The 19997-nt window shown below is 69.7% G+C and carries 22 protein-coding genes; 12 read left to right on the top strand and 10 right to left on the bottom strand.

Annotated elements, in window-relative coordinates:
- Position 1 precedes the first annotated feature (1 nt).
- The 3 genes from ATM97_RS01725 (at position 2) to ATM97_RS01715 (ending at position 2497) form a co-directional block, all read left to right on the top strand.
- A complete protein-coding gene (locus tag ATM97_RS01725; RefSeq protein ID WP_255586683.1) occupies positions 2-1315 on the top strand; it encodes an LCP family protein in 1314 nt (437 codons plus the stop codon).
- Positions 1316-1324: 9 nt separating this feature from the next.
- On the top strand, positions 1325-1864 hold the full coding sequence (locus ATM97_RS01720; RefSeq protein WP_218716136.1) for a ferritin: 540 nt from the start codon (positions 1325-1327) through the stop codon (positions 1862-1864).
- An 84-nt stretch (positions 1865-1948) separates the two neighbouring features.
- A complete protein-coding gene (locus ATM97_RS01715) occupies positions 1949-2497 on the top strand; it encodes a ferritin (protein ID WP_218716135.1) in 549 nt (182 codons plus the stop codon).
- Between the two features lie 249 nt (positions 2498-2746).
- Here the strand turns inward: ATM97_RS01715 and ATM97_RS01710 are convergent, their stop codons facing one another.
- The 4 genes from ATM97_RS01710 to ATM97_RS01695 form a co-directional block, all read right to left on the bottom strand.
- Positions 2747-3667, bottom strand: a complete 921-nt coding sequence (locus ATM97_RS01710) for a DUF5926 family protein (RefSeq protein ID WP_218716134.1) — start codon at positions 3665-3667, stop codon at positions 2747-2749.
- Between the two features lie 217 nt (positions 3668-3884).
- Positions 3885-4652 carry a glycerophosphodiester phosphodiesterase gene (locus ATM97_RS01705; RefSeq protein WP_218716133.1) on the bottom strand — a complete coding sequence of 256 codons (768 nt, stop codon included), beginning with the start codon at positions 4650-4652 and terminating at the stop codon, positions 3885-3887.
- Positions 4649-5599: a DUF4328 domain-containing protein gene (locus ATM97_RS01700; protein ID WP_308248333.1), complete on the bottom strand. Its 951-nt coding sequence runs from the start codon at positions 5597-5599 to the stop codon at positions 4649-4651. Before ATM97_RS01700 ends, ATM97_RS01705 begins: the two co-directional genes overlap by 4 nt.
- Before the next feature lie 109 nt (positions 5600-5708).
- Positions 5709-6068 carry a rhodanese-like domain-containing protein gene (locus ATM97_RS01695; RefSeq protein ID WP_218716131.1) on the bottom strand — a complete coding sequence of 120 codons (360 nt, stop codon included), beginning with the start codon at positions 6066-6068 and terminating at the stop codon, positions 5709-5711.
- A gap of 368 nt (positions 6069-6436) precedes the next feature.
- On the opposite strand from ATM97_RS01695, the gene ATM97_RS01690 reads away from it, so the two are divergent.
- From ATM97_RS01690 to ATM97_RS01675, 4 genes are all read left to right on the top strand, one after another.
- Entirely contained in the window at positions 6437-7048 is a 612-nt protein-coding gene (locus ATM97_RS01690; RefSeq protein ID WP_218716130.1) for a hypothetical protein, read from the top strand.
- A 151-nt stretch (positions 7049-7199) separates the two neighbouring features.
- Positions 7200-7823: a superoxide dismutase gene (locus tag ATM97_RS01685; protein ID WP_218716129.1), complete on the top strand. Its 624-nt coding sequence runs from the start codon at positions 7200-7202 to the stop codon at positions 7821-7823.
- Positions 7824-7988: 165 nt separating this feature from the next.
- The gene (locus ATM97_RS01680) at positions 7989-8516 is read left to right on the top strand and encodes a peptidase (protein WP_218716128.1); all 528 of its coding nucleotides are present in this window, start codon (positions 7989-7991) and stop codon (positions 8514-8516) included.
- Between the two features lie 359 nt (positions 8517-8875).
- Positions 8876-9589, top strand: a complete 714-nt coding sequence (locus ATM97_RS01675; protein ID WP_218716127.1) for a TMEM165/GDT1 family protein — start codon at positions 8876-8878, stop codon at positions 9587-9589.
- Here ATM97_RS01675 and ATM97_RS01670 read toward each other — a convergent pair.
- A complete protein-coding gene (locus ATM97_RS01670; RefSeq protein ID WP_218716126.1) occupies positions 9565-10209 on the bottom strand; it encodes a TetR/AcrR family transcriptional regulator in 645 nt (214 codons plus the stop codon). The two genes, ATM97_RS01675 and ATM97_RS01670, sit on opposite strands and share 25 nt — an antisense overlap.
- A 21-nt stretch (positions 10210-10230) precedes the next feature.
- Positions 10231-11109, bottom strand: a complete 879-nt coding sequence (locus ATM97_RS01665; protein WP_218716125.1) for an SDR family NAD(P)-dependent oxidoreductase — start codon at positions 11107-11109, stop codon at positions 10231-10233.
- A 153-nt stretch (positions 11110-11262) separates the two neighbouring features.
- Here ATM97_RS01665 and ATM97_RS01660 point away from each other — a divergent pair, with 153 nt between their 5' ends.
- Positions 11263-12030 (top strand): SDR family NAD(P)-dependent oxidoreductase, encoded by a 768-nt coding sequence (locus tag ATM97_RS01660; protein ID WP_218716139.1) that lies wholly within the window; start codon positions 11263-11265, stop codon positions 12028-12030.
- 58 nt (positions 12031-12088) lie between these two features.
- On the opposite strand, the gene ATM97_RS01655 is transcribed toward ATM97_RS01660, so the two are convergent.
- The 4 genes from ATM97_RS01655 to ATM97_RS01640 form a co-directional block, all read right to left on the bottom strand.
- The gene (locus ATM97_RS01655; protein ID WP_255586681.1) at positions 12089-12907 is read right to left on the bottom strand and encodes a class I SAM-dependent methyltransferase; all 819 of its coding nucleotides are present in this window, start codon (positions 12905-12907) and stop codon (positions 12089-12091) included.
- Positions 12908-12975: 68 nt separating this feature from the next.
- Complete coding sequence (locus ATM97_RS01650) at positions 12976-13428, bottom strand: GNAT family N-acetyltransferase (RefSeq protein ID WP_218716124.1); 453 nt, start codon at positions 13426-13428, stop codon at positions 12976-12978.
- A gap of 113 nt (positions 13429-13541) precedes the next feature.
- Complete coding sequence (gene htpG, locus ATM97_RS01645) at positions 13542-15500, bottom strand: molecular chaperone HtpG (RefSeq protein WP_218716123.1); 1959 nt, start codon at positions 15498-15500, stop codon at positions 13542-13544.
- Positions 15501-15513: 13 nt separating this feature from the next.
- Positions 15514-17214, bottom strand: a complete 1701-nt coding sequence (locus ATM97_RS01640) for a TM0106 family RecB-like putative nuclease (RefSeq protein ID WP_308248332.1) — start codon at positions 17212-17214, stop codon at positions 15514-15516.
- Positions 17215-17346: 132 nt separating this feature from the next.
- Here ATM97_RS01640 and ATM97_RS01635 point away from each other — a divergent pair, with 132 nt between their 5' ends.
- From ATM97_RS01635 to ATM97_RS01620, 4 genes are read left to right on the top strand one after another with little or no spacing between them, the layout of a single operon-like run.
- Positions 17347-18021 carry a DUF6474 family protein gene (locus ATM97_RS01635; RefSeq protein ID WP_218716122.1) on the top strand — a complete coding sequence of 225 codons (675 nt, stop codon included), beginning with the start codon at positions 17347-17349 and terminating at the stop codon, positions 18019-18021.
- A 7-nt stretch (positions 18022-18028) separates the two neighbouring features.
- The gene (locus ATM97_RS01630) at positions 18029-18553 is read left to right on the top strand and encodes a hypothetical protein (RefSeq protein WP_218716121.1); all 525 of its coding nucleotides are present in this window, start codon (positions 18029-18031) and stop codon (positions 18551-18553) included.
- A 41-nt stretch (positions 18554-18594) separates the two neighbouring features.
- Positions 18595-19245 (top strand): YcnI family protein, encoded by a 651-nt coding sequence (locus tag ATM97_RS01625; protein WP_218716120.1) that lies wholly within the window; start codon positions 18595-18597, stop codon positions 19243-19245.
- Positions 19245-19814, top strand: a complete 570-nt coding sequence (locus ATM97_RS01620) for a copper resistance CopC family protein (protein WP_218716119.1) — start codon at positions 19245-19247, stop codon at positions 19812-19814. The genes ATM97_RS01625 and ATM97_RS01620 overlap by 1 nt, the downstream gene beginning before the upstream one ends.
- Positions 19815-19997 lie beyond the last annotated feature (183 nt).

The raw sequence follows: 19997 nt of genomic DNA, 5'->3' as shown, positions 1-19997 counted from the left end.
GCTGCCGCCCGGCGGCGATCCGACGATCCGGCGCGGAAACCCGCAGGCCGGACGCGTGCCCGCGCCCGACGAAGGCCCGACGGTGCGCTACAACCCGGCCCAACGGCGCGAGCGACCCGCCTCGCATATCGAGCCGACCCAGGTCCTGCACCGCGACGGCCGCGGCGATCAGCCGCTCGCCTATTCGCAGCTGCCGCGCGAGCAGGCGAAACCGCGCCAGCACGCGCCGACCCCGCGCCCGATGCCGCAGCGCGAGCAGGTCAGGCACGCGCCGACCCAGCGCCCGGTCCCCCACCACGACGCCGTCCCGCCCCGGCGGCGCACCCCGCCGCCCGCGGATGCCGGCGGACAGGTCCAGCCGCCACGACGACGCCGCAAGCGTCATCCGTTCCGGTGGTTCACGGTGATCGTCGTGCTGCTGATCGCGGGCCTGATCGCCGCGGTGATCCACCTGGACAACTCGCTGACCCGCATCACCGCGCTCGCCTCCTACAGCGACCGGATCGGCGATACGCCCGGCACGAACTGGCTGCTGGTCGGTTCCGACGGCCGCGGCGACCTGTCGACCGAGCAGGAGCAGGAACTGGCGACCGGCGGCGACACCGGCCCGGAACGCACCGACACCATCATGCTGGTGCACATCCCGTCGTCCGGGCCGACCACGATGGTCAGCCTCCCGCGCGACTCCTACGTCAGCATTCCCGGCCACGGCAAGGACAAGCTGAACGCCTCGTTCGCCTTCGGCGGCGCGCCGCTGCTGGTACAGACGGTGGAGGAGGCCACCGGGGTGCGGATCGACCACTACGCCCAGATCGGCTTCGGCGGCTTCGCCGGCGTCGTCGACGCGCTCGGCGGCATCGAGATCTGCCTGGACGAGCCGATCGTCGACCCGCTGGCCGGGCTCGATCTGCCCGCGGGCTGCCAGGAGCTGAGCGGGCCAGAGGCACTGGGCTTCGTGCGCACCAGGGCGACCCCGCGCGCGGACGTCGACCGGATGAACCATCAGCGGATGTTCATGTCGGCGCTGCTGAAGAAGGCGACCAGCATGGGCACCCTCGCCAATCCGTTCGCGCTGTGGCCGATGGCCACCGGGGTGGCCGGCTCGCTGAAAGTCGATGACGGCGACCACATCTGGAACCTGGCCGCGCTGGGCTGGGCGATGCGTGGTGACACCGTCACCACCAGCGTCCCGATCGGCGGATTCGACGACACCGACGTCGGCAACGTGCTGCTGTGGGACAAGTCGAAGGCGAGCGGTTTCTTCGACGCCCTGGCCAAGGATCAACAGATTCCCGAGGACCTGCTGACGCGGTAACGTCGTGGTATGGCCGAGGATCGTTCGTTCACCGAGCTGCTGCGGGACCAGATCCGGCACGGGCTGACCACCGCACAGCAGTATCTGGCCGCCGCCGTGTACTTCGACGCGCAGCGACTACCGCAACTGGCCGCGCAGACCTACGCCCGCTCGGCCGAGAACCGGGGCCACGCGATGCGGATGGTCCAGTATCTGCTCGACCGCGATGTCGCGGTGACGATCGGCGGGCTCGACGAGCTGCGCTCGGAGTTCGATTCGCCGCGCGCCGCGATCGCCTTCCTGCTCGACCGGGAACGGACCGCCACCGCGCAGATCAGCGCGCTCGCCGGCGCCGCTCGTGCGGCGCAGGATTTCCTCGGCGAACAATTCGTGCAGTGGTTCCTGAAAGAACAGGTTGCCGACGTCGCGGAGATGAGCACGCTGCTCACCGTGCTGGACCGGCAGGACAATCTGTTCGACGTGGAGGAATTCATCCGGCGCGAGCTGGCAGGCGTTGTCCCGGTGGACAACACGGCGCCCAGAATGGCGGGCACAGGGAAGCTTCAGTAAGGGAATACTTGGTTAGGAAATACTTCCCTCAATAAGGTTGCACTTGGATGACAACCCACTTTGACCAGGTCTAATGTTGCGGCCATGTCGATTCATCCGGAACCCCCGCGCAGCAAATTCCACAGCCTGCTCCAAGACCAGATCCGGCATGAGTTCAACGCCGAACATCAGTACATCGCCATTGCGGTGTGGTTCGACAACAACGACCTCCCGCAGCTGGCCAAGCGCTTCTACGCCCAGTCCGTCGAAGAACGAAATCACGCGATGATGATCGTGCAGTATTTCCTCGACCGGGACATCAGCGTGGAGATCGCGGGCATCGACGCCGCGAAGTCGAACTTCGAGACCGCCCGCGAGCCGATCGAACTGGCCCTGGCCCAGGAGAAGACGGTCACCGACCAGATCATCCGGCTGGCCAGCACGGCCCGCGAAGAGGGCGATTACCTCGGCGAGCAGTTCATGCAGTGGTTCCTGAAGGAACAGGTCGAAGAAGTCGCGCACATGACGACGCTGCTCAATATCGCCGATCGCGCCGGGTCGAACCTGTTCGATCTCGAGGCGTTCATGTGGCGCGAGCTCAGCACCCCGAAGGACACCTCGGGCGCACCGTCCGTCGCCGGCGGCAGCGTCTGACCAGAGCCACCCGGATTCGGCTCGCGAACGCGAGCCGAATCCGTTGTGCGCTTCACCAGCCGGAGCCGGAACCGCCCGAGCCGGTATTGGCCAGAATCGTGCCGATCACCATCTGCGCGAGACCGGCGACCGAACCGAGAAACTCCATTGTTATCCCTTTCCACTGCGCCGATTGGCCGGCGTAGGCGTGAACCTAGCCGACCCGGCATGTGAAAGGGGATTATTTCATTTAGTTCAGGATGGAAGAGTTCAGCGCAGGGTGACCTGACGCGAACGCAGCCCGTCGCGCGAACGACGCTCTTCGCTCGACATCGGGGCATCCGAGGCCAGCGCCTCCGCCAGCCGCGCACCGAATTCCCGTGCGGGCGTTTCCCATTCGGTCGGGTGCCGCTCGGGATCGAGATCGAACACCGGCACCAGCAGACCGTGTGTGCGGAACGAGCCGGCGAAGCGCGAGCCCTCGCCCATGTGCAGCCCGCCGCCGGCGTGCACCCGTGCCAGCGCCAGCATCAGCTTGTCCTCGTCCTCGGGACGCACCCAGCGCACGTGCGCCTTCTCGCCCGCGTCGACCCACCAAGCCGCGCCGACGCCGTCGGCTCCGAGATCCAGCCGCGCCGAGGGCATGATCGCCTGCTTGGCCTGCTCGATCGTCGCCGCCACCTGCGGATCGGGGGTCACGCCCTCGGGCACCCACCAGTCGAAGTCCTGGTGCACGGTGAGCTCGAGGTCGGCGCCCGGATCGATGACGTCGGCCAGGCGCGGACCGCCCTGGACCGCGTCGGCCGAGTTCAGCGACTCGCCCGGCTCGGCGGACTGGGTCCACAGGATCGCCGCGGCGATGTCGGCGTTCGGGTCGGAGCCCTGGTACTGCATCTGCGTGCCGACGAAGCCGACGGGCTCGTCACCGGCGCGCACCAGCGCGGCCACCGCACCGGGCAGCACCGTCGCCAGCGTCACCTCGCGCTGCGCCGCGACACCGGGCGCCAGCTTCAAGGTCGCGGTCGCCGACGGCACGAACTCCCGCAGCGCCACCAGATCACATTCGGCAGCAAGCCCCTCGAACGGCCGCGTCACGGCCGCAGATGCCTGCTCCTGCGCCGCACGCCGCTCGGCGAGACGCTGAGCCCGATTACTGTCGGGCTTCGGACTGTTCCGCTTGCTTTTACCCACGCACGGAGTTTATGGCCGGGCGACTGTGGACCACTTCTCGCCCCACCCAGCCACCACGCCCCGACCCGAGGAGGGGCAGGCCGACGCAGTCGGCCGGCGCGGCCGTCCCGTCGATCAGGCGCCGTTGCGTCCGCGACGAAGGAGCAAGCAACGGCACCTGATCGACGGGACAGGAGGGGCCGCGACCTCGAGCGCGCCAGCGCTCCAACAGCACAGCTCAGACGCCGGCCAGCAGCGACTTCGTGCGGCCGGGATGGTTGGTGGCGACCCAGCTGACGCCCAGGTCGGCGCACAGTTTCACGTCGTCGGGATCGTCGACGGTCCAGCAGTAGGTGGCCCGGCCCGCCGCGGCGGCCTTGTCGACGAGTTCGGGGTGTTCGCGCAGCGTCTTCACCGACGGGCCGACGGCGGTGGCGCCGACGGTGGTCGCCGCGCCGCCGCCGAGGAAGCGCGAGGACTCACCGAGCAGCACGGTCGGCAGCAGCGGCGCGGCGCGGCGGATCCGCCAGACCGCCGTCGCGGCGAACGACATCACCACGGCGCGGGAGTGATCGGCCGAGGCGGGCGTCGCGATGCCGAAGCGCTGCAGTTCGGCGAGCACCTTGTTCTCCACCAGGGCGCCGTAGCGCACGGGGTGCTTGGTCTCGATGAACAGCTTGGTCGGCCTGCTGCGCCAGTCGAGGACCAGACCGATCAGATCGCTGAGGGCGAGCACGCCCGACGGCGCGTCCTCGGTGCCGAAGTTCATGTCGCGCAGCTCGGCCAGGGTCAGCTCGCTGACCAGGCCGGTGGCGTCGGAGGTGCGGTCGACGGTGCGGTCGTGCACGCAGACCAGATGCCCGTCGCGGGTCAGCCGGACGTCGCACTCGACGCCGTCGGCGCCCTCCTCGAGGGCCAGCTCGTACGCGGCGAGAGTGTGCTCGGGGCGCGCAGCGGACGCACCACGGTGCGCGACGACGAATGGCGCCCGATTGCCCTGGCTCACTTGGCCACAACCTCCTCCTGCGCATTCTCGCCTGTTTCGACGGAATCCGCGCGTTCAGTGTCATCCTGCCCGCTCGCGGGGGCGCCGGGCTGCACCGGGGCGATGACGGCCTCGGCCGGGTCGGCGGCCATCACCCAGCGGTGCGCAGAGCGCGGCGCGCCCCGCAGGTCACGGCCTTCGAGCAGCCGCACGGTCCACAGCGTGAGCACCGCGAAACCGGCCGCGCACAGATCGCTGAACGCGGTGAACGAGACGCCGTCGGCCTCGGCCTGCAGTGTCGACGCGTCGCGCCAGAGGGTGGCGCCGACCAGGATCAGGCCGCTGACCACCCAGGCCGCCCACCAGATCCGAACGGCCCGCTGGGCGCGGGGATCGGGTGCGGACCCGAGCAATTCGGTGAGGAAGACGCCGGGCCAGATCAGGTTCACACCGGGCACCAGGCAGCCGAGCACCAGCGCCCAGCGGCGCCGTGGATCGCGCCTGCCCTGCGCGGCGAAGGCGCTCTTGCGCGCCTCGATCAGCCAGGCGATCAGCGCGAGCGCGGTGGCGAGGGCGCACAGCGGCGCGATGACGCCGAACACCCACACCGACATGTCGGAGATCACCAGCAGCCAGTTCGGGATGAGGGTGGTGCGGTTGCGCAGCAGGATGAGATAGCGGCCGTACTCGGCGCAGGCGGCGACCAGGAAGGCCAGCGCCGTCACCACGAGCAGGACATCGCGCGAGGCCGCCAGGCCCCACAGCGGTCGCTCCGCGGCGCGGGCGGGCGCGGGCGGCGCATCGAGCAGGCCCCAGCGCGGGATCTCGGTGTAGCGCGGGGTGGGGCCGACCGGCGCCCGTACGGTGGCGGCCGCGGCCTTGCGCGCGCGATGGTCGGGCCTGCGGGCGATCCAGCGGTAGTTGCGCTGGGCGGCGGGCGCGTCGACCTTGCCCGGCGACAGCAGCACGCCACGGCACCGGGGGCACCAGTGCATCGGCGCGCCCTGCACAGCCCATCGCGCGCCACAGCGTGCACATGGTTGCACCACCGAACTCACCCGCGCACCCCGTTCCGGACTAGTAGATCTTGGCTTCGTGCTCGCCGTCGGCGACCACCGGACGGCCGGTCTGCTGCCAGGCCACCATCCCACCCGCGACGTTCACCGCCTCGTACCCGATGTGGGCCAGATACTTGACGACCTCGATCGAACGCCCGCCCTGCCTGCACACCACGTACACCTCGGCGTCGATGTCGATCTCGTCGAGCCGGGCCGGCACGTCGACCATCGGGATGTGGATCGCGCCGGGCGCGTGCCCGAGCTCCCACTCGTCGGGTTCGCGCACGTCGAGCAGCTGGGCGCCGGGGGCCGGTTCGGCGTGGTCGAACGCGGCGGGTACCGCACCCACCGGCACCGTGGGCACATCGGAGCTCGTCACGCCTCGATCCTGCCATGCCGGAAGCGACGCCGGGCGGGGCAATGCGCGGTCTGGGGATGGATCCCGGTTATCCACAGAATCCACAACTTGATCCACAGGTCTCAGCTATCGGTCAGCACACAATCGTGAGGCGGTGGCTATCAACCGAGGTGACATGGCGCGAAGTCAGCGGCGGAACGGCCGATCCGGGACTCCCCTCCATGTCATCCCGGAGCGGCCGTTCGCCGCTGACGTCGGGATTCCGACCTCCCATCGGTCCCGACATCTACTTGGACGCGAGCCGGGCCGATTCGGTTCCATAAAAACGACATCAGTAGAGAAAATCCTAAATCCTGGGATCTGGGCGGGCCGATCGGTAGCCTGAGCGCATGAACGTGAGCAGGGGGCTACTCGACAGTTTCGACATCAACGGCCTGAATACCGCTTTGTCCGAATCAACCTGTCTCGGAGTAGAGGTGGACGCCGCCGCGGGGCGGCTGCAGCTCGCTCTCGAGGTGCTGACGCTACCCGCCGACGGCGAGACGCCGATCGACACCAAAGTCCTGCTCACCTTCACGGGGGTCACCCGGGTGGCCGCGTCCCTGCGCATCCAGCGCTGGGACGACATCGACGCCCGCGTCCTCCCCCTCACCCTCGAGCAGCTCGACGAGGCCATCGAGAGTTTCGGTGGCGGCGGGCTGCACGGCTGGGAATTCATCGACCTCGACGACAGCGGCTGGACCCTGTGGAGCGAGTTGCTCAGCTTCGACACCGTGCTCGACAACCGGATCGCGGCGCACGTCATCGAGTTCTCCCAAGAAGAGGGCATCGACCCGCGCGAACTCGACGTCCGCGTCTGGTTCGACCGGATCACCGTGACCGACCCGGCGGGCCGGGAGATCCCGATGGCCGATTTCATCGCGGGCGGCAAGCGCTGGTGGGCCGCCCACGATTCCGGCGATCTGCGGGCCTCCAAGGCCGACGTCGCACCGCCGCTGTAGGTACCGCCCGCGGACACCTGGGTTTCCTCCGGCGTGATTCGAAGGGAATGCGGGGCCGACCGTCCGGGGTTGCATCGAGCGGGTGTACGAATGATGGTTGGTGTGCTCGTCCGAATGGGCGCACACAGCCCGACATACGGAAAGGGACATCGTGGCCGTCTACACGCTGCCGGAACTGGACTACGACTTCGGCGCACTGGAGCCGCACATCTCCGGTCAGATCAACGAGATCCACTACACCAAGCACCACGCCGCCTACGTCGCCGGCGCCAACAAGGCGCTGGAGCAGCTCGAAGAGGCCCGCGAGAACGGCGACCTGGCGAACATCCTCCTGCTGGAGAAGAACCTCGCGTTCCACCTGGGTGGTCACTACAACCACTCTGTCTGGTGGAAGAACCTCTCCCCCAACGGTGGCGACCAGCCCGACGGTGACCTCGCCGCCGCGATCGCCGACCAGTTCGGTTCGTTCGACAAGTTCCGCGCGCAGTTCACCGCTGCCGCGAACGGCCTGCAGGGCTCCGGCTGGGCCGTCCTGGGTTACGACACCCTGGGCCAGAAGCTGCTGACCTTCCAGCTGTACGACCAGCAGGCCAACGTGCCGACCGGCATCATCCCGCTGCTGCAGGTCGACATGTGGGAGCACGCCTTCTACCTGCAGTACAAGAACGTCAAGGCCGACTACGTGACCGCGTTCTGGAACGTCGTCAACTGGGCCGACGTACAGGATCGCTTCGCCCGCGCGGTGTCGCAGGGCAAGGGCCTGATCTTCGGCTAGTCCGGCCCGCGTTCTCGCTTTCGCGAAAGACCTCCAGCGTCCGCTGGGGGTCTTTTGCGTCTTTTGCCCTGTTCCTGGCACTCAGTGGTACTTGTGTGCCAGATGGGTTTCGGGCTATTCCTGACGTACCGGGCAGCGCAGCCCCCGGAAAATCGGGAGGCCATCATGACGACACAGGGTCCGATCGGGATCACGCCCTTCCAGGCGCGCGGTCATCTGCAGGGATTCGTGGTTTCGGGCCGCTGGCCGGACACCACCAAGGAATGGGCGCAGGTCCTGGTGCTCGCCGTGCGGGTGGCCTCGATGCCCGGCCTGTTGACGACCTCGACCGTGTTCGGGGTGCGCGAGGAACTGCCCGACGACCCGGAACCGGGCACGGTCGGGCTGGTGCTGGCCGAGGGGCCGGTGCTGGGCGAGGAGGCGATCGAGCCGGGCCGGTTCGCGGCGCACGTGCCGCCCGCGTTGCTGATGCTGCATCCGCCGTCGGAGACCCGGCCGTCGCTGCCCGAGTGCACCGGCGCCGCCTCGGGCTGCGTGCTGCTGCCCGGCGTGCCGCATCTGGGTCTCGAGCATCGCGCGGCCTGGGCCGAGGCCGAGCTGGACGGCACGGTCACCTCGCTGGTGAGCCGGGTCGGGATGGATCTGATCAGCGATCCCGACACCGCCGTCCTGGCAATGCTGCTGGCGGCCTGAGGCTTTCGCGACACCGGCCCGGCGAATACCCGGCAACGGGCATCCGCGACGCCGAAATCAGGGATACCGAACTATTCGGGCCGCGCAGCCAAACTTATTGCGGCCATAGCGATTTCGCTAACAATGAGTTGGCATACCGCCAGCTATCGCGCTAGGGTGGACACCAGCGAAGGGGAGTAGCCCGCAATCGCACAGTCGACATACTGATCGGCGCCACATTCGGCGCGGTCCGGCTGCGTGAACCGGTCACCACCGGTGGGCGAGACCTTCGGCCACGAACCGATCCGTCGACCGGTGTGGCTGGAGGCGCACCCGTTTCTTCAGCCGCAGGCCGGAGTATCACCCTGGGAGCTGAATTCATGATCGCCACGATCCTGCTGAGCTTCGGCGTGCTCTTCCTCGCCGAGCTGGGCGACAAATCGCAGCTGATGGCGCTCACCTTCTCGCTGCGTTATCGCTGGTGGGTGGTGCTGTCGGGGATCACCGTGGCCAGCGTCGCCGTCAATCTCATCGCCGCCGGTGTCGGCCATTTCCTCGGTACCGCGCTGCCCGCGAACGCGATCGCCGTCGTCACCGCGCTCACGCTGCTGGTCGTCGGCCTGTGGACGCTGCGCGACGCCCTCGGCTCCGCCGACGAGACCGACGACGCTCCCCCGCCCAGCACCCGCAACGCCTTCCTGGTCGTCATCTCCGCCTTCATGCTCGCCGAGCTCGGCGACCGCACCATGTTCGCCGCCGCCGCGCTGGCCTCCAAGAACGGCTGGCTCGCGGTGTGGATCGGCTCGACCCTCGGCATGGTCGCCGCGGGCGCCCTCGCGATCCTGGTCGGCAAGCTCGCGGGCAAGCACCTCCCCGAGCGTGGCATCGCGTTCGCCTCCGGCCTGCTGTTCCTGTTCTTCGCCGCCAAGACGATCCTCGACGCGTTCGTGCCCGGCCTGGGCGGCTGGGGTTCGACGGGGTCGGCCCTGGCCGTCCCGGTCGTGGTCGGCCTGGGGATCGGCGCCTGGCGGTTCACCCGGACCGGCAGGGCCGCCGCGCCTGCCGAGGATCAGCCGGCGAACGCGTTGCCGTAGACGACGCCGGAGCGGCGGGCCAGGTCGATCAGGGGTTCCTTGAGAGCGCGCAGGCCCACCAGGTCGTCGGCGGCGATCTTGCCGGTGACCATCGCGCCGATGGCGGCGGCCAGCGTGGCGCAGGCGAACTGCTGCTCGTCGGTCTGGGCGCCGAGCATGGCGGCGACGACCGCGACGAAGCGGCTCTGGAGTTCCATCCGCGCCCGCACCGCCGACGGGCCGACCGCGTACACCTCCATCAGGAACAGCCTGGCCGAAGCCGGGTCGTCGATCATGTGGTCGAAGTAGGCGGTGAGGATGGCGTCCATCCTGGTGAACGCGTCGGCCTCGGCGGTCTCGGCGATGACCTCCTGGAGTCGCCCGGCCAGCAGGCCGGAGACCCGGTCGAAGGCCGCGGCGAAGCAGTCCTCCTTGGAGCGGAACAGCTCGTAGAACGTCTCCCGCGAGACCCCGGCCCGTTTGAGCACCGCCGCCACCGGCGTGCCGACGTAGCCGCCCTCGGTCATCGCCTCCCCCATCGCGACGAGGATGCGTTCCCGCTGGGAGGCGACCACTTCTTCGCGCGAGAGGTGGTGCCGTCCGCGCGGGAGTTGGCGCAGGGTGGATGCCGAATCGCTCATCGTCGAACTCCGTGCTCGAGGTCAGGCTTGCCGTTCCATTCTGCGTGGTCGGGCAGGCTGGGTGGTGGTGAAGGGGGCGTCCTCGGTGCGCGCGATCTCGATGGCGCGAGCGACTCGGTTGCCGAGCAACCGCTGCACCAGCTGCTGAGCCAAGGGTCGCACCGGCAGCACGAGCGATACCCACCAGGGTGAGACGACGCTCTTGCGCCTGCGCGCGATCGCCCGGACCAACGCGTCCACCGCGGGACCGATCGGCGAGGTGCCGGTCAGGCTGAGCTCGCGCAGGCCGGTGTGCGCCGCCGCGGTGCCGAAGCCGCGCCGGGTCATCTCGGTATCGATCTCGGCGAAGTAGCTGACGCCCACGCGCGCGCCGGTCGGACGCAACTCGCAGCGCAGCGTGCCCGCCAGCGATTCGACCGCCGCCGCCGAGGCGCTGTAGGCGCCGGCCAGCGGCAACTGCACCGCCGTGGAGATCGACGACATCATCAGCACGTAGCCGCCTGGACGGGCCAGGTGGGGACCGGCGGCCTGCACGGCGTACGCGACGCCGAGCACGTTGACGGCGAGGGTCTCCTCCAGCACGCTCGGATCGCCGCCGATCATCGGCATCTGCTTGGCGATCCCGGCGTTGGCGACGAGCACGTCGAGCCCGCCGAGTTCGCCGACCAGCGCCTCGACCACGCGCTCGACCTGGGCCCGGTCGGCGACGTCGCAGTAGCGCCACGGCGCGTCGCCGCATTCGGCGGCCACCTCGGCCAGCAGTTCCGGTTCCAGTCCGAGCAGAGCGACGTGGGCGCCCTGGGCGGCGAGTTTGCGGGCGAGTGCGGCCCCGATACCGCGCGCTGCCCCGGTGATCAGGACCTTGCGTCCGGCCACCGTCGGAGCGGCGAACGATCTCATGAACGCACGTTACCACCGGAAAACAGCCCTGTTCGCTGGTATTTTCGCAGCTGATCCGGCAGCGTCGGTGGGCGTGATGGGCACCTCACCGGAAACCCGCTAGGGTGCCAATTGACGAAGTGCCAACTAGTAGTCATGAACGAGAGGACCATCGTGGAGATTTCGGGTTCCGCCGCCATCGTCACCGGAGGCGCATCCGGCCTCGGTGCCGCCACCGCCAAGCGTCTCGCCGACGCGGGCGCCACCGTCTTCGGCCTCGACGTCCCGGCGTCGATCGAGCGCGCGGGCGACAACGTCCCCGCCGGTGTCACCCTGATCGCGGCCGACGTCACCAGCGGCGACGAGGTGGCCGCCGCGATCGCCCAGATCACCGAGGGCCCCGCCCCGCTGCGCATCGTGGTCAACTGCGCCGGTGTCGGCTGGGCCGGTCGCATCCTGTCCAAGAACGGCCCGCACGATCTGGAGCTGTTCCGCACCGTCATCACCGTGAACCTGCTCGGCACGTTCAACGTGATGCGCCTGGCCGCCGACGCCATCGCCAAGACCGAGCCGGTCGACGAGTACGGCCAGCGCGGCGTGGTCATCAACACCGCGTCGGTCGCCGCGTTCGAGGGCCAGATCGGCCAGATCGCCTACTCCGCGTCCAAGGGCGGCGTGCACGGCATGACCGTCCCCGCCGCGCGTGACCTGGCCCAGTTCGGCATCCGCGTCAACACCATCGCCCCCGGCATCATCGACACCCCGATGCTGGCCGGTGTCACCGAGGAGTACCGCAAGGGCCTCGAGGCCGGCGTCCCGTTCCCGTCGCGTCTCGGCCGCCCCGACGAGTACGCCCAGCTCGTCGAGTACATCGCGAGCCACGACTACCTCAACGGCGAGACCATCCGCATGGACGGCGCCCTGCGCATGGCCCCGCGCTAGGCACTACGCGCTGTGGAACGACTGCCCGTCGCCGGTTTCGGCGGCGGGCAGTCGTCGTTCAGGCCGGGGGGACGGTGCCGATGCCGAACAGGGCCGTGGTGGACAGCGCGGTGTTCGCGCGGTAGGTGACCGTGAGGTGCTCGACGGCCGCGTCCGTGCGGCGCTGCCATTCCGCCTCGCCCACTTCGTGTCTGAGCGTGGTCAGCGGGGCGCTGCTGCGAGTCATGGTGTCCCACAGCGCAGCCGCGTTCGGGAAGCTCACCTCGACCGTGTGCGGGCGGATCGTCACCGCGTCGAAGCCGGCCGCGCGCATCTCGGCCGCGAAGACGGCGGGGTTCTCCAGGCCGCGCGAGTTGGGCTGCGGTAGCGCGGCGTTCGGGTCGCCCGCGCTCAGCGCGCCGAACAGCGCGCGCATGAGCGAGGAGTCGACCGCGGGCGCCCAGGCCGAGACAACGGCGGTGGCGCCAGGACGCAGGACCCGGCGCAATTCGGCGAAGCCCTGGGGCCGGTCGGCGAAGAACATGAGGCCGAACAGCGAGAATCCGGCGTGGAAGCGGCCGTCCGGGTACGGCAGGTCCTGGCCGTCGCCGACCTGGGCGGTGATCGTGGTGCGCCCGGCGCGTTCGGCGGCCGCGGTGAGCTGTTCGATCATCGGCGCCGAGACGTCGATCGCGTCGACACGCGCCCCTGCGGCCGCGGCCGCGAGACTGAGCAGTCCCGTTCCCGCCGCGACATCGACGACAATGGAATCCGGTTCGAGAGTGACGAATTCGAGCGCGCGCTCGGCGAACGGACCGAGCACGGTCGCCGCCGCTGCGGCATAACCCTCGGCCACCAGATCCCACGGCTGTGCCGTGACCGATGTCCCCTCCGACATGTGCGACCGTTCCTCTCACTCCGCGATCGATGCCCGGACCAAGATTACGGTTCGGTGGCCGTGTGGTGTCAGAGAGTTCGTTCGAAGGTGATCAGGGCGTGGCCGGGGCCGTTGTAGTCCGGCACCGGGCCGGTGACGGTGAACCCGAGGCTGCGGTGGAAATCGATCGAGGTGAAGTTGGCCGGAGAAGTGATGGCGGTGACCACTTTTCGGCCATCGGCCCTGGCCAGCTCGAAGAATTCGTCGTAGAGGGTGCGGCCGAGGCCGACCTTGCGGGCGTCGGGGCGGACGCCGACGAAATGGATGTAGGCGGCGTCGGGGTCGGACGGGGAGCCGAAACCGATGAGGAAGCCGGAGATTCCGTCGTCGTCGGTCGCCACCAGGCTGGTGCGGTGGAAGTGGTCGAGGAACAACCTCGGCAGGCTGGGCACCACGGTCCGGCCCCACCAGTGGTCGACCACCCCGATCAGGCCGTCGTAGTCACCGGGCCGCGCCCGGCGGATCAGATGCCCCGCCGCCATCTCTCCATAGTGCGGCCTGCGGGGCTGGTCGGCACCCGTATTCCGCACAGCGAATCCAGCTCTTGCCGCAGGGCGCGATGGCCGCCTCGGGCGAAGCGGCCATCGCGGGGACCTCAGACGGTGCGGGTCAGCCGGTCGGTGAGCAGCTGGGCGAAGCGCGCCGGATCCTTGAGCTCGCCGCCCTCGGCGAGAACCGCGGTGCCGTAGAGCAGTTCGGCGGTCTCGGCGAGCTCGGGAACCTTGCCCTCGTCGGCATCGGACTTGCGCGCGTCGTAGGCGTCGCGCAGGCCGGTGACCAGCGGATGGGTCGGGTTGAGCTCGAGGATGCGCTTGGATTCCGGCAGCGCCTGGCCCGAGGCGCGGTACATGCGCTCGAGCATCGGGGTGAAGTCGAAGACGTCACCGACCAGGCAGGCCGGGGAGGTGGTGAGCCGGTTGGTCAGGCGCACCTCCTTGGCGACCTCGTCGAGGGTCTTGCCGAGCCAGCCGAGCAGATCGGCGAAGTCCTTGTCCTGCTGCTCGCGCAGGGCTTCGGTCTCCTTCTTCTCGTCCTCGGTCTCCAGGTCGACCTCGCCCTTGGCGATGGACTGGAACTTCTTGCCGTCGAACTCCGGCACCGAACCGACCCACATCTCGTCGACGGGGTCGGTCAGGATCAGCACCTCGCGGCCCTTGGCCTTGAACGCCTCCAGATGCGGCGAGTTCTCCACCTGCGCACGGCTTTCGCCGGTCATGTAGTAGATCGCGTCCTGGCCCTCCGGCATCCGCTCCACGTACTGCTTCAGCGTGGTGAGCTCGGACTCCGAGGCGGTCGAGGCGAAAGACGACACGGTGAGCAGGGTTTCGCGGTTGTCGGTGTCGGAGAGCAAGCCCTCCTTGAGCACCCGGCCGAACTGGGTCCAGAAGGTCTGGTACTTGGTCTGATCCTCGGCGCCCTGCAGGTCCTTGACCGTCGACAGCACCTTCTTGACCAGCCGCTTGCGGATCATCTGGATCTGGCGGTCCTGCTGGAGGATCTCGCGCGAGACGTTGAGCGAGAGGTCCTGCGCGTCCACCACACCCTTGACGAAGCGCAGGTACTCCGGCATCAGCTCTTCGCAGTTGTCCATGATGAACACCCGGCGCACGTAGAGCTGCACGCCGCGCTTGTGCTCGCGGGTGAACAGGTCGAACGGCGCGGTCGACGGGATGAACAGCAGCGCCTGGTATTCGAAGGTGCCCTCGGCCTTCATCGGGATGATCTCGAGCGGCTCGTCCCAGGCGTGGCTGACGTGGTGGTAGAACTCCTTGTACTCCTCGTCGGAGACCTCGCTGCGCGGGCGTGTCCACAGCGCCTTCTGCGAGTTGAGGGTCTGGTCCTCGACGATGGTCTTCTCGACCTTGTCCTCGCCCTCGCCCTCCATCACGGTGCGCTCGACCTGCATGCGGATCGGCCAGGCGATGAAATCGGAGTACTTGCGGACGATCTCGCGCAGCTTCCATTCCTGCGTGTAATCGAAGAGGTGATCGTCCTCGTCGGCGGGCTTGAGCTCGAGGGTGACCGCCGTGCCCTGCGGGGCGTCGGCGACGGTGTCGATCTCGTAGGTGGAGCTACCCGCGGCGGCGCTCCAGCGGGTGCCCTCGGCCTCGCCCGCCTTGCGGGTGGTCAGGGTGACCCGGTCGGCGACCATGAAGGTGGAGTAGAAGCCGATGCCGAACTGGCCGATCAGCTCCTCGGCGGCGGCATCGGACTTGGCCTCGGTGAGCTTGCGGCGCAGCTCGGCGGTGCCGGACTTGGCGAGAGTGCCGATCAGATCGATCACCTCGGCACGGGACATGCCGATGCCGTTGTCCCGGACGGTCAGGATGCGCTTGTCGGCGTCGACCTCCAGCTCGATGTGCAGGTCGGAGGTGTCGGCGACGAGGTCCTTGTCCTGGAACGTGGCCAGCTTCAGCTTGTCCAGTGCGTCGGAAGCGTTCGAGATCAGCTCCCGCAGGAACGTGTCTTTGTTGGAGTAGACCGAGTGGATCATCAGCTCCAGGAGCTGGTGGGTTTCGGCCTGGAACTCGAGGGTTTCGACGTGCTCTGTCACGCCCCCGATCGTATTACCGTCCGAAGTCGGCCAGGGAGGGAACCTCGTCGACGGCCCGTTGCGTCATCCAGTCGCGCAGCACCTGGGTGGCCCGCACGTCGTCCTCGTTGTATTCGAACAGGCGCGTGCGCTGGGACAGGTCCGATTCCGCGTCGTAGCCGACGGCCCGGCGGTACCAGCCCATCGACGCCTCGCCGCCGGCCTCCGGGTCGCGCCAGCCGAAGCCGGCGACCGGGGCGATCTTCTTCAAACCCTTGCCGTTGGGGCAGATGAACTGGTCGGTGACGGCCTGGAACATGTCGACCCACTCGGGCGAATCGACGAACGCGCGCACCTGCTCGTGCGTCGGCACGCCCGGCCTGCCCGCGAACCGGCGGGCCGACTCGTAGAGCCATTTGTCCTCGGCGGTGCGCGAGTAGCAGTAGGCGGCAAAGGTTTTGCCCGCGGCGTGCGCCTCGGCGCGTACCGCCATGAGCCAGGTCCAGAACTCGCCGAAGGAGCGGCCCTCGTCCTCGGTGGGCAGCGGGTCCCAGGTGACGAACGGCCGGTAGACGCCGTCGAGCAGGGTGCCCCACAGGTAGGCGCCGTCCTCCTGGTAGCTCTCCAGGTCGACGTCGACCTCCACGTCGGCGCGGCGCACGCTCACCGTGTCGAAGCGGCGCACCAGCGGCGCGCCCTCGATCCAGGCGCGGGCGGTGACCACGGTCTCGGAGAACGGGCCGTGCTGCCAGTCCTCCGGGTCCTCGCCTTCCCAGGCGGCCAGCTCGTCGACGGTCTGCACGCCGTGCACTCGCAGCACGTCGGCCCGGGAGCCGGGCGCCACCAGGCTGACGTCGCGCATCAGCGCCAGCTGACCCTCGCAGCTGGGCTCGCTGCCCGCGCCGCGCACCCACCACGGGCACTGCCTGCACTCGGGCACCTTCGACGGCTGGGTCGGCAGTTCGCCGCGCACCACCGCGATGCGGTCGCCGTAGCGCTGGTCGTAGTCGGCAAGGACATTGGTCAGGTCGTGCACGAGGATGCGGTCGAGGGCCAGGCCGATGGCACCGCCGAGCAGGGCGGGGCTGGCCATGCCGTGCCGCTGCAGCATCCGGTACAGGTGCGCGAGGCGCTGCTGGTCGCGCGGCTGCGGACGCAGTTTCACGTGCTTGTCGCGGCGGGGCTGCCAGCGGAACAGGTCCGAGGTCAGCGGGTGGAAATCGGCCGGATCGGGCCTGCGCGGGTCGGTGACCTTGTGGTTGACCACGATGATCGGGATGTAGCCGCCACGGTCGTCGTCGCGGAGCAGGAACTCGGCGCCACCACGACGGCCGGTATCGGGTTCCTGCGGCAGCAGCCCGCCCCAGATGCGCGCGGCGCCCGCCGCCATCGCGGCCATCGTCGCCGCGGCCTTCTCCCCCGCGCGCAGCTGCGGCTCGATCACCACCCAGTCGGCGGGTGCGGCGGCCACCAGCTCGTCGCGGACCTTGAGACGGTGCGCGGCGGCGGCCTCCCGGCGCTGCTGAACGCCCGGATCCTCCCTGACCTCGGCGATGGTCCCCGGATGCTCGGCATCCAGGCGCAGGCGGTGCCTGCACCCGATCAGCGAGCGCGCGTCCAGGAAGGCGATCCGGGACTCGGCGAGCCCGGTATCGGTACCTCGATCGAGCGCAGCGGAAGCGGGGGCCGGGCGATGCACCGGCCCGCCGTCGAAGTCGTCCTCGGCTGCACGCACGCAAGCAGTATGGTCCCTCCCCCCGACACAATGCCCAATCGCTACCCTCATCCCACTACGCTACGAAGTACGGCAGGCCGCTACCCCGGCACTGCCTCATGACTTGGCGAGCATGACGGAGGGCCTGATCTCATGGGGTTGTTCAGCAAGCGCAAGCGGCGCCCGAGCCGACGCGCTGAGGCGAAGGCGCTCAAGCACAAAGCCGCCGTGGAGGCGAAGCTGAGCGCCAAGAACGAGCGCAAGGCCGCCAAGGCGAGCGAACGCACCACCCGGCGCGCGGCCAAGGCACAGGCCAAGACCGAGGCCAAGGTGGCCAAGGCGCAGATCGCGACCCTGCAGGCCGAGGAGAAGGCCGCCCAGAAGCTGGCGGCCAAGGCCGACCGCGAACTGTTCAGCGCGAGCCAGATCCGCAAGTACATCGGCGTCGCCCGGGTGCTGGTCCCGGTGCTCGCGCCGCTGGCCTACCGCGGCGCCACCTACGTGCGCGGCCAGCTCGACGCCCGCAAGGCACAGCAGCTCGGCATCGGGCTCGATCAGCTTGGCGAGTTCAGCGGTCACGGCGCGCGCCTGCAGGCCCGCATCACCAACACCGAGAGCGCGCTCGACAAGGTCGCCGCCGACGCCCCCGGCGACGCCGACACCAAGAAGTTCGTCGAGGCCGCCCGGTCCCGGCTGACCGACCTGACCGTCGCGGTGAACACCGCCGAGCAGATGCCCGCCGCGCGCCGCAAGGCCGTGCACGCGTCCATCTCGGCCGAACTGGGCGTGCTGGAGACCGACGCGCTCGCCCGGCTCGGCGTGCGCTGATCCCGTCGTGACCACGCCGCAGCTCACCGCCCGCCTGCGCGGGGGTGGCTGCGGCGTACTCGTCGGCGCGCTGGCCGTCGCCGCGCACGGCGGTGCGGGCGGTGGCGTGCCGCGCTCGGCCGATATCGCCCTGCTGCTGCTGGTTTCGCTCGGCGCTGGCATCGTCGCGGGCGGATCGCGCGTGCGATCCGGTGGCGCGCCGCTGCTGCGAGCCGGTGCGGTGCTGCTCGGTGGGCAATGGGCCGGGCACTTCGCGTTGTCGGCGTCGCTCGCGCACCACGACGAGCTGCTCCACCTGCCCAGCGCGCCGATGGTGGCCGCGCACACGGTCGCGGCGTTCGCCTGCGCCGCACTGATTCTCGTCGCCGAGCGGCTCTATCTCGTCGCGTCCAGCGTGGTCAGGGCCGTGCTCACGGCGCCGTCGACCGCGATCGTCCAGCGCGCGCCGCGCTGGCGCGGCCTGGCGTTCGCCGGGCCGGGCCGCCCCGCGCGGGGCACGCGATGTCCGCGCGCGCCGCCGCTGTCCGCCTGATTCGTCACGACATCAGCATCTCTTCGGACAGAAGGCTTTCCATGCACAACTTCATCACCCGTAGCACCGGGACCGCCGCCGTCGCGGCCGGTCTGGTGCTCGCCGCCTGCGGCTCGGCGGCCGCGCACGTGACCGTCGACGCGCCGGGCGCCGCCCAGGGCAAGTACACCGTCGCCACCTTCAAGGTGCCGACCGAATCCGAGACCGCGGCCACCACCGCGCTGCGCGTCGCCGTGCCGAACTTGAAAAGCGTGCGCACCGAGCCGATGCCGGGCTGGACAGCCAAGGTCGAGCGCAACGACAAGGGCGAGGCCGTCGCCGTCGCCTGGACCGCCGACCCGGGCAACCCGGGCGTCGGCCCCGGCCAGTTCCAGCGCTTCGTGCTCTCGCTGGGCCCGCTGCCCGCGCAGGACACGGTGAACTTCCCCGCCACCCAGACCTACAGCGACGGCAAGGTCGTCGCCTGGGATCAGCCGAGCACCGGCGGTGCCGAGCCCGAGCATCCGGCACCGTCGATCACGTTGGGCGCCGACGGCGGTGACGCGGGCGGCGACCACAGGGTCGCTTCCGGTGAGACCAGCGTCGCGGAGACCGACACGGTGGCGCGCTGGCTCGGCGGCATCGGGCTGGCCCTCGGCCTGTTCGCGGCCGCGCTCGGCCTCGGCCTCGTCTTCCGTTCGCGGCGGTCGTGATGCGGGCCGATCATCTCGTCGCCGACATCAACCGATCCGCGCGGCTGCGCATCGGACGCCGGGTGCTCGCGGTGCTGATCGCCGGCCTGTTCGCCGCGATGTTCGCGGCGGGCACGGCGAGCGCGCACTCCGGTGCCGTGAGCAGCGTGCCCGAGGACGGCTCGACCGTCGAGGCCGGGCCCGCGCGCGCCAGCATCACCTTCAACGAGGAACTGCAGCAGAACTTTCCGTCGCTGACCGTGGTCGGCCCGGACGGTCGCCTGTGGTCGAAGGGCAAGGCGCTCGTCGAGGGCCGCACCGTCAGTGTGGAACTGGGCGAGCTCGGGCCGGTCGGCGAATACACCCTCGCGTTCCGGGTCACCTCCGCCGACGGGCACCCTGTCAGCGGGACCCGGCATTTCACGCTGAGCAAGGCGGGTACCGGCACGCCGGGACCCAAGCCTGGTGCGGACACGGCCGACAGCGGCGACTCCGACGGCGGCGTGCCGGTGTGGGTGTTCATCGCCGGTGGCGTGGTGCTGTTCGGCGCGGGCCTCGCGGTCGCGCTGCTGTCCGGCCGCAAGAAGTAGCCACCATGACGACCGGTCGCCGGGTACCCGCGACGACGCTGCGGCAGTGGCGGGTCCTGGTGCCGGTCGTGGTGGCCGCCCTGGCCGGGGTGGCGCTGGCCTGGCTGCTGCGCCGCGGCGGCGGTTTCCCCTGGTCGGCGGGCGCGCGGGTGCTCGCCGACGGCGCGGGCGCGGTGGTGCTCG

Origin of the sequence: Nocardia sp. MH4 (assembly GCF_019266065.1) — a bacterium.
Classification (GTDB): Bacteria; Actinomycetota; Actinomycetes; order Mycobacteriales; family Mycobacteriaceae; genus Nocardia; species Nocardia canadensis.
The sequence above is the reverse complement of the archived record's forward strand: the minus strand, read 5'-3'. Positions and strand labels throughout refer to the sequence as shown.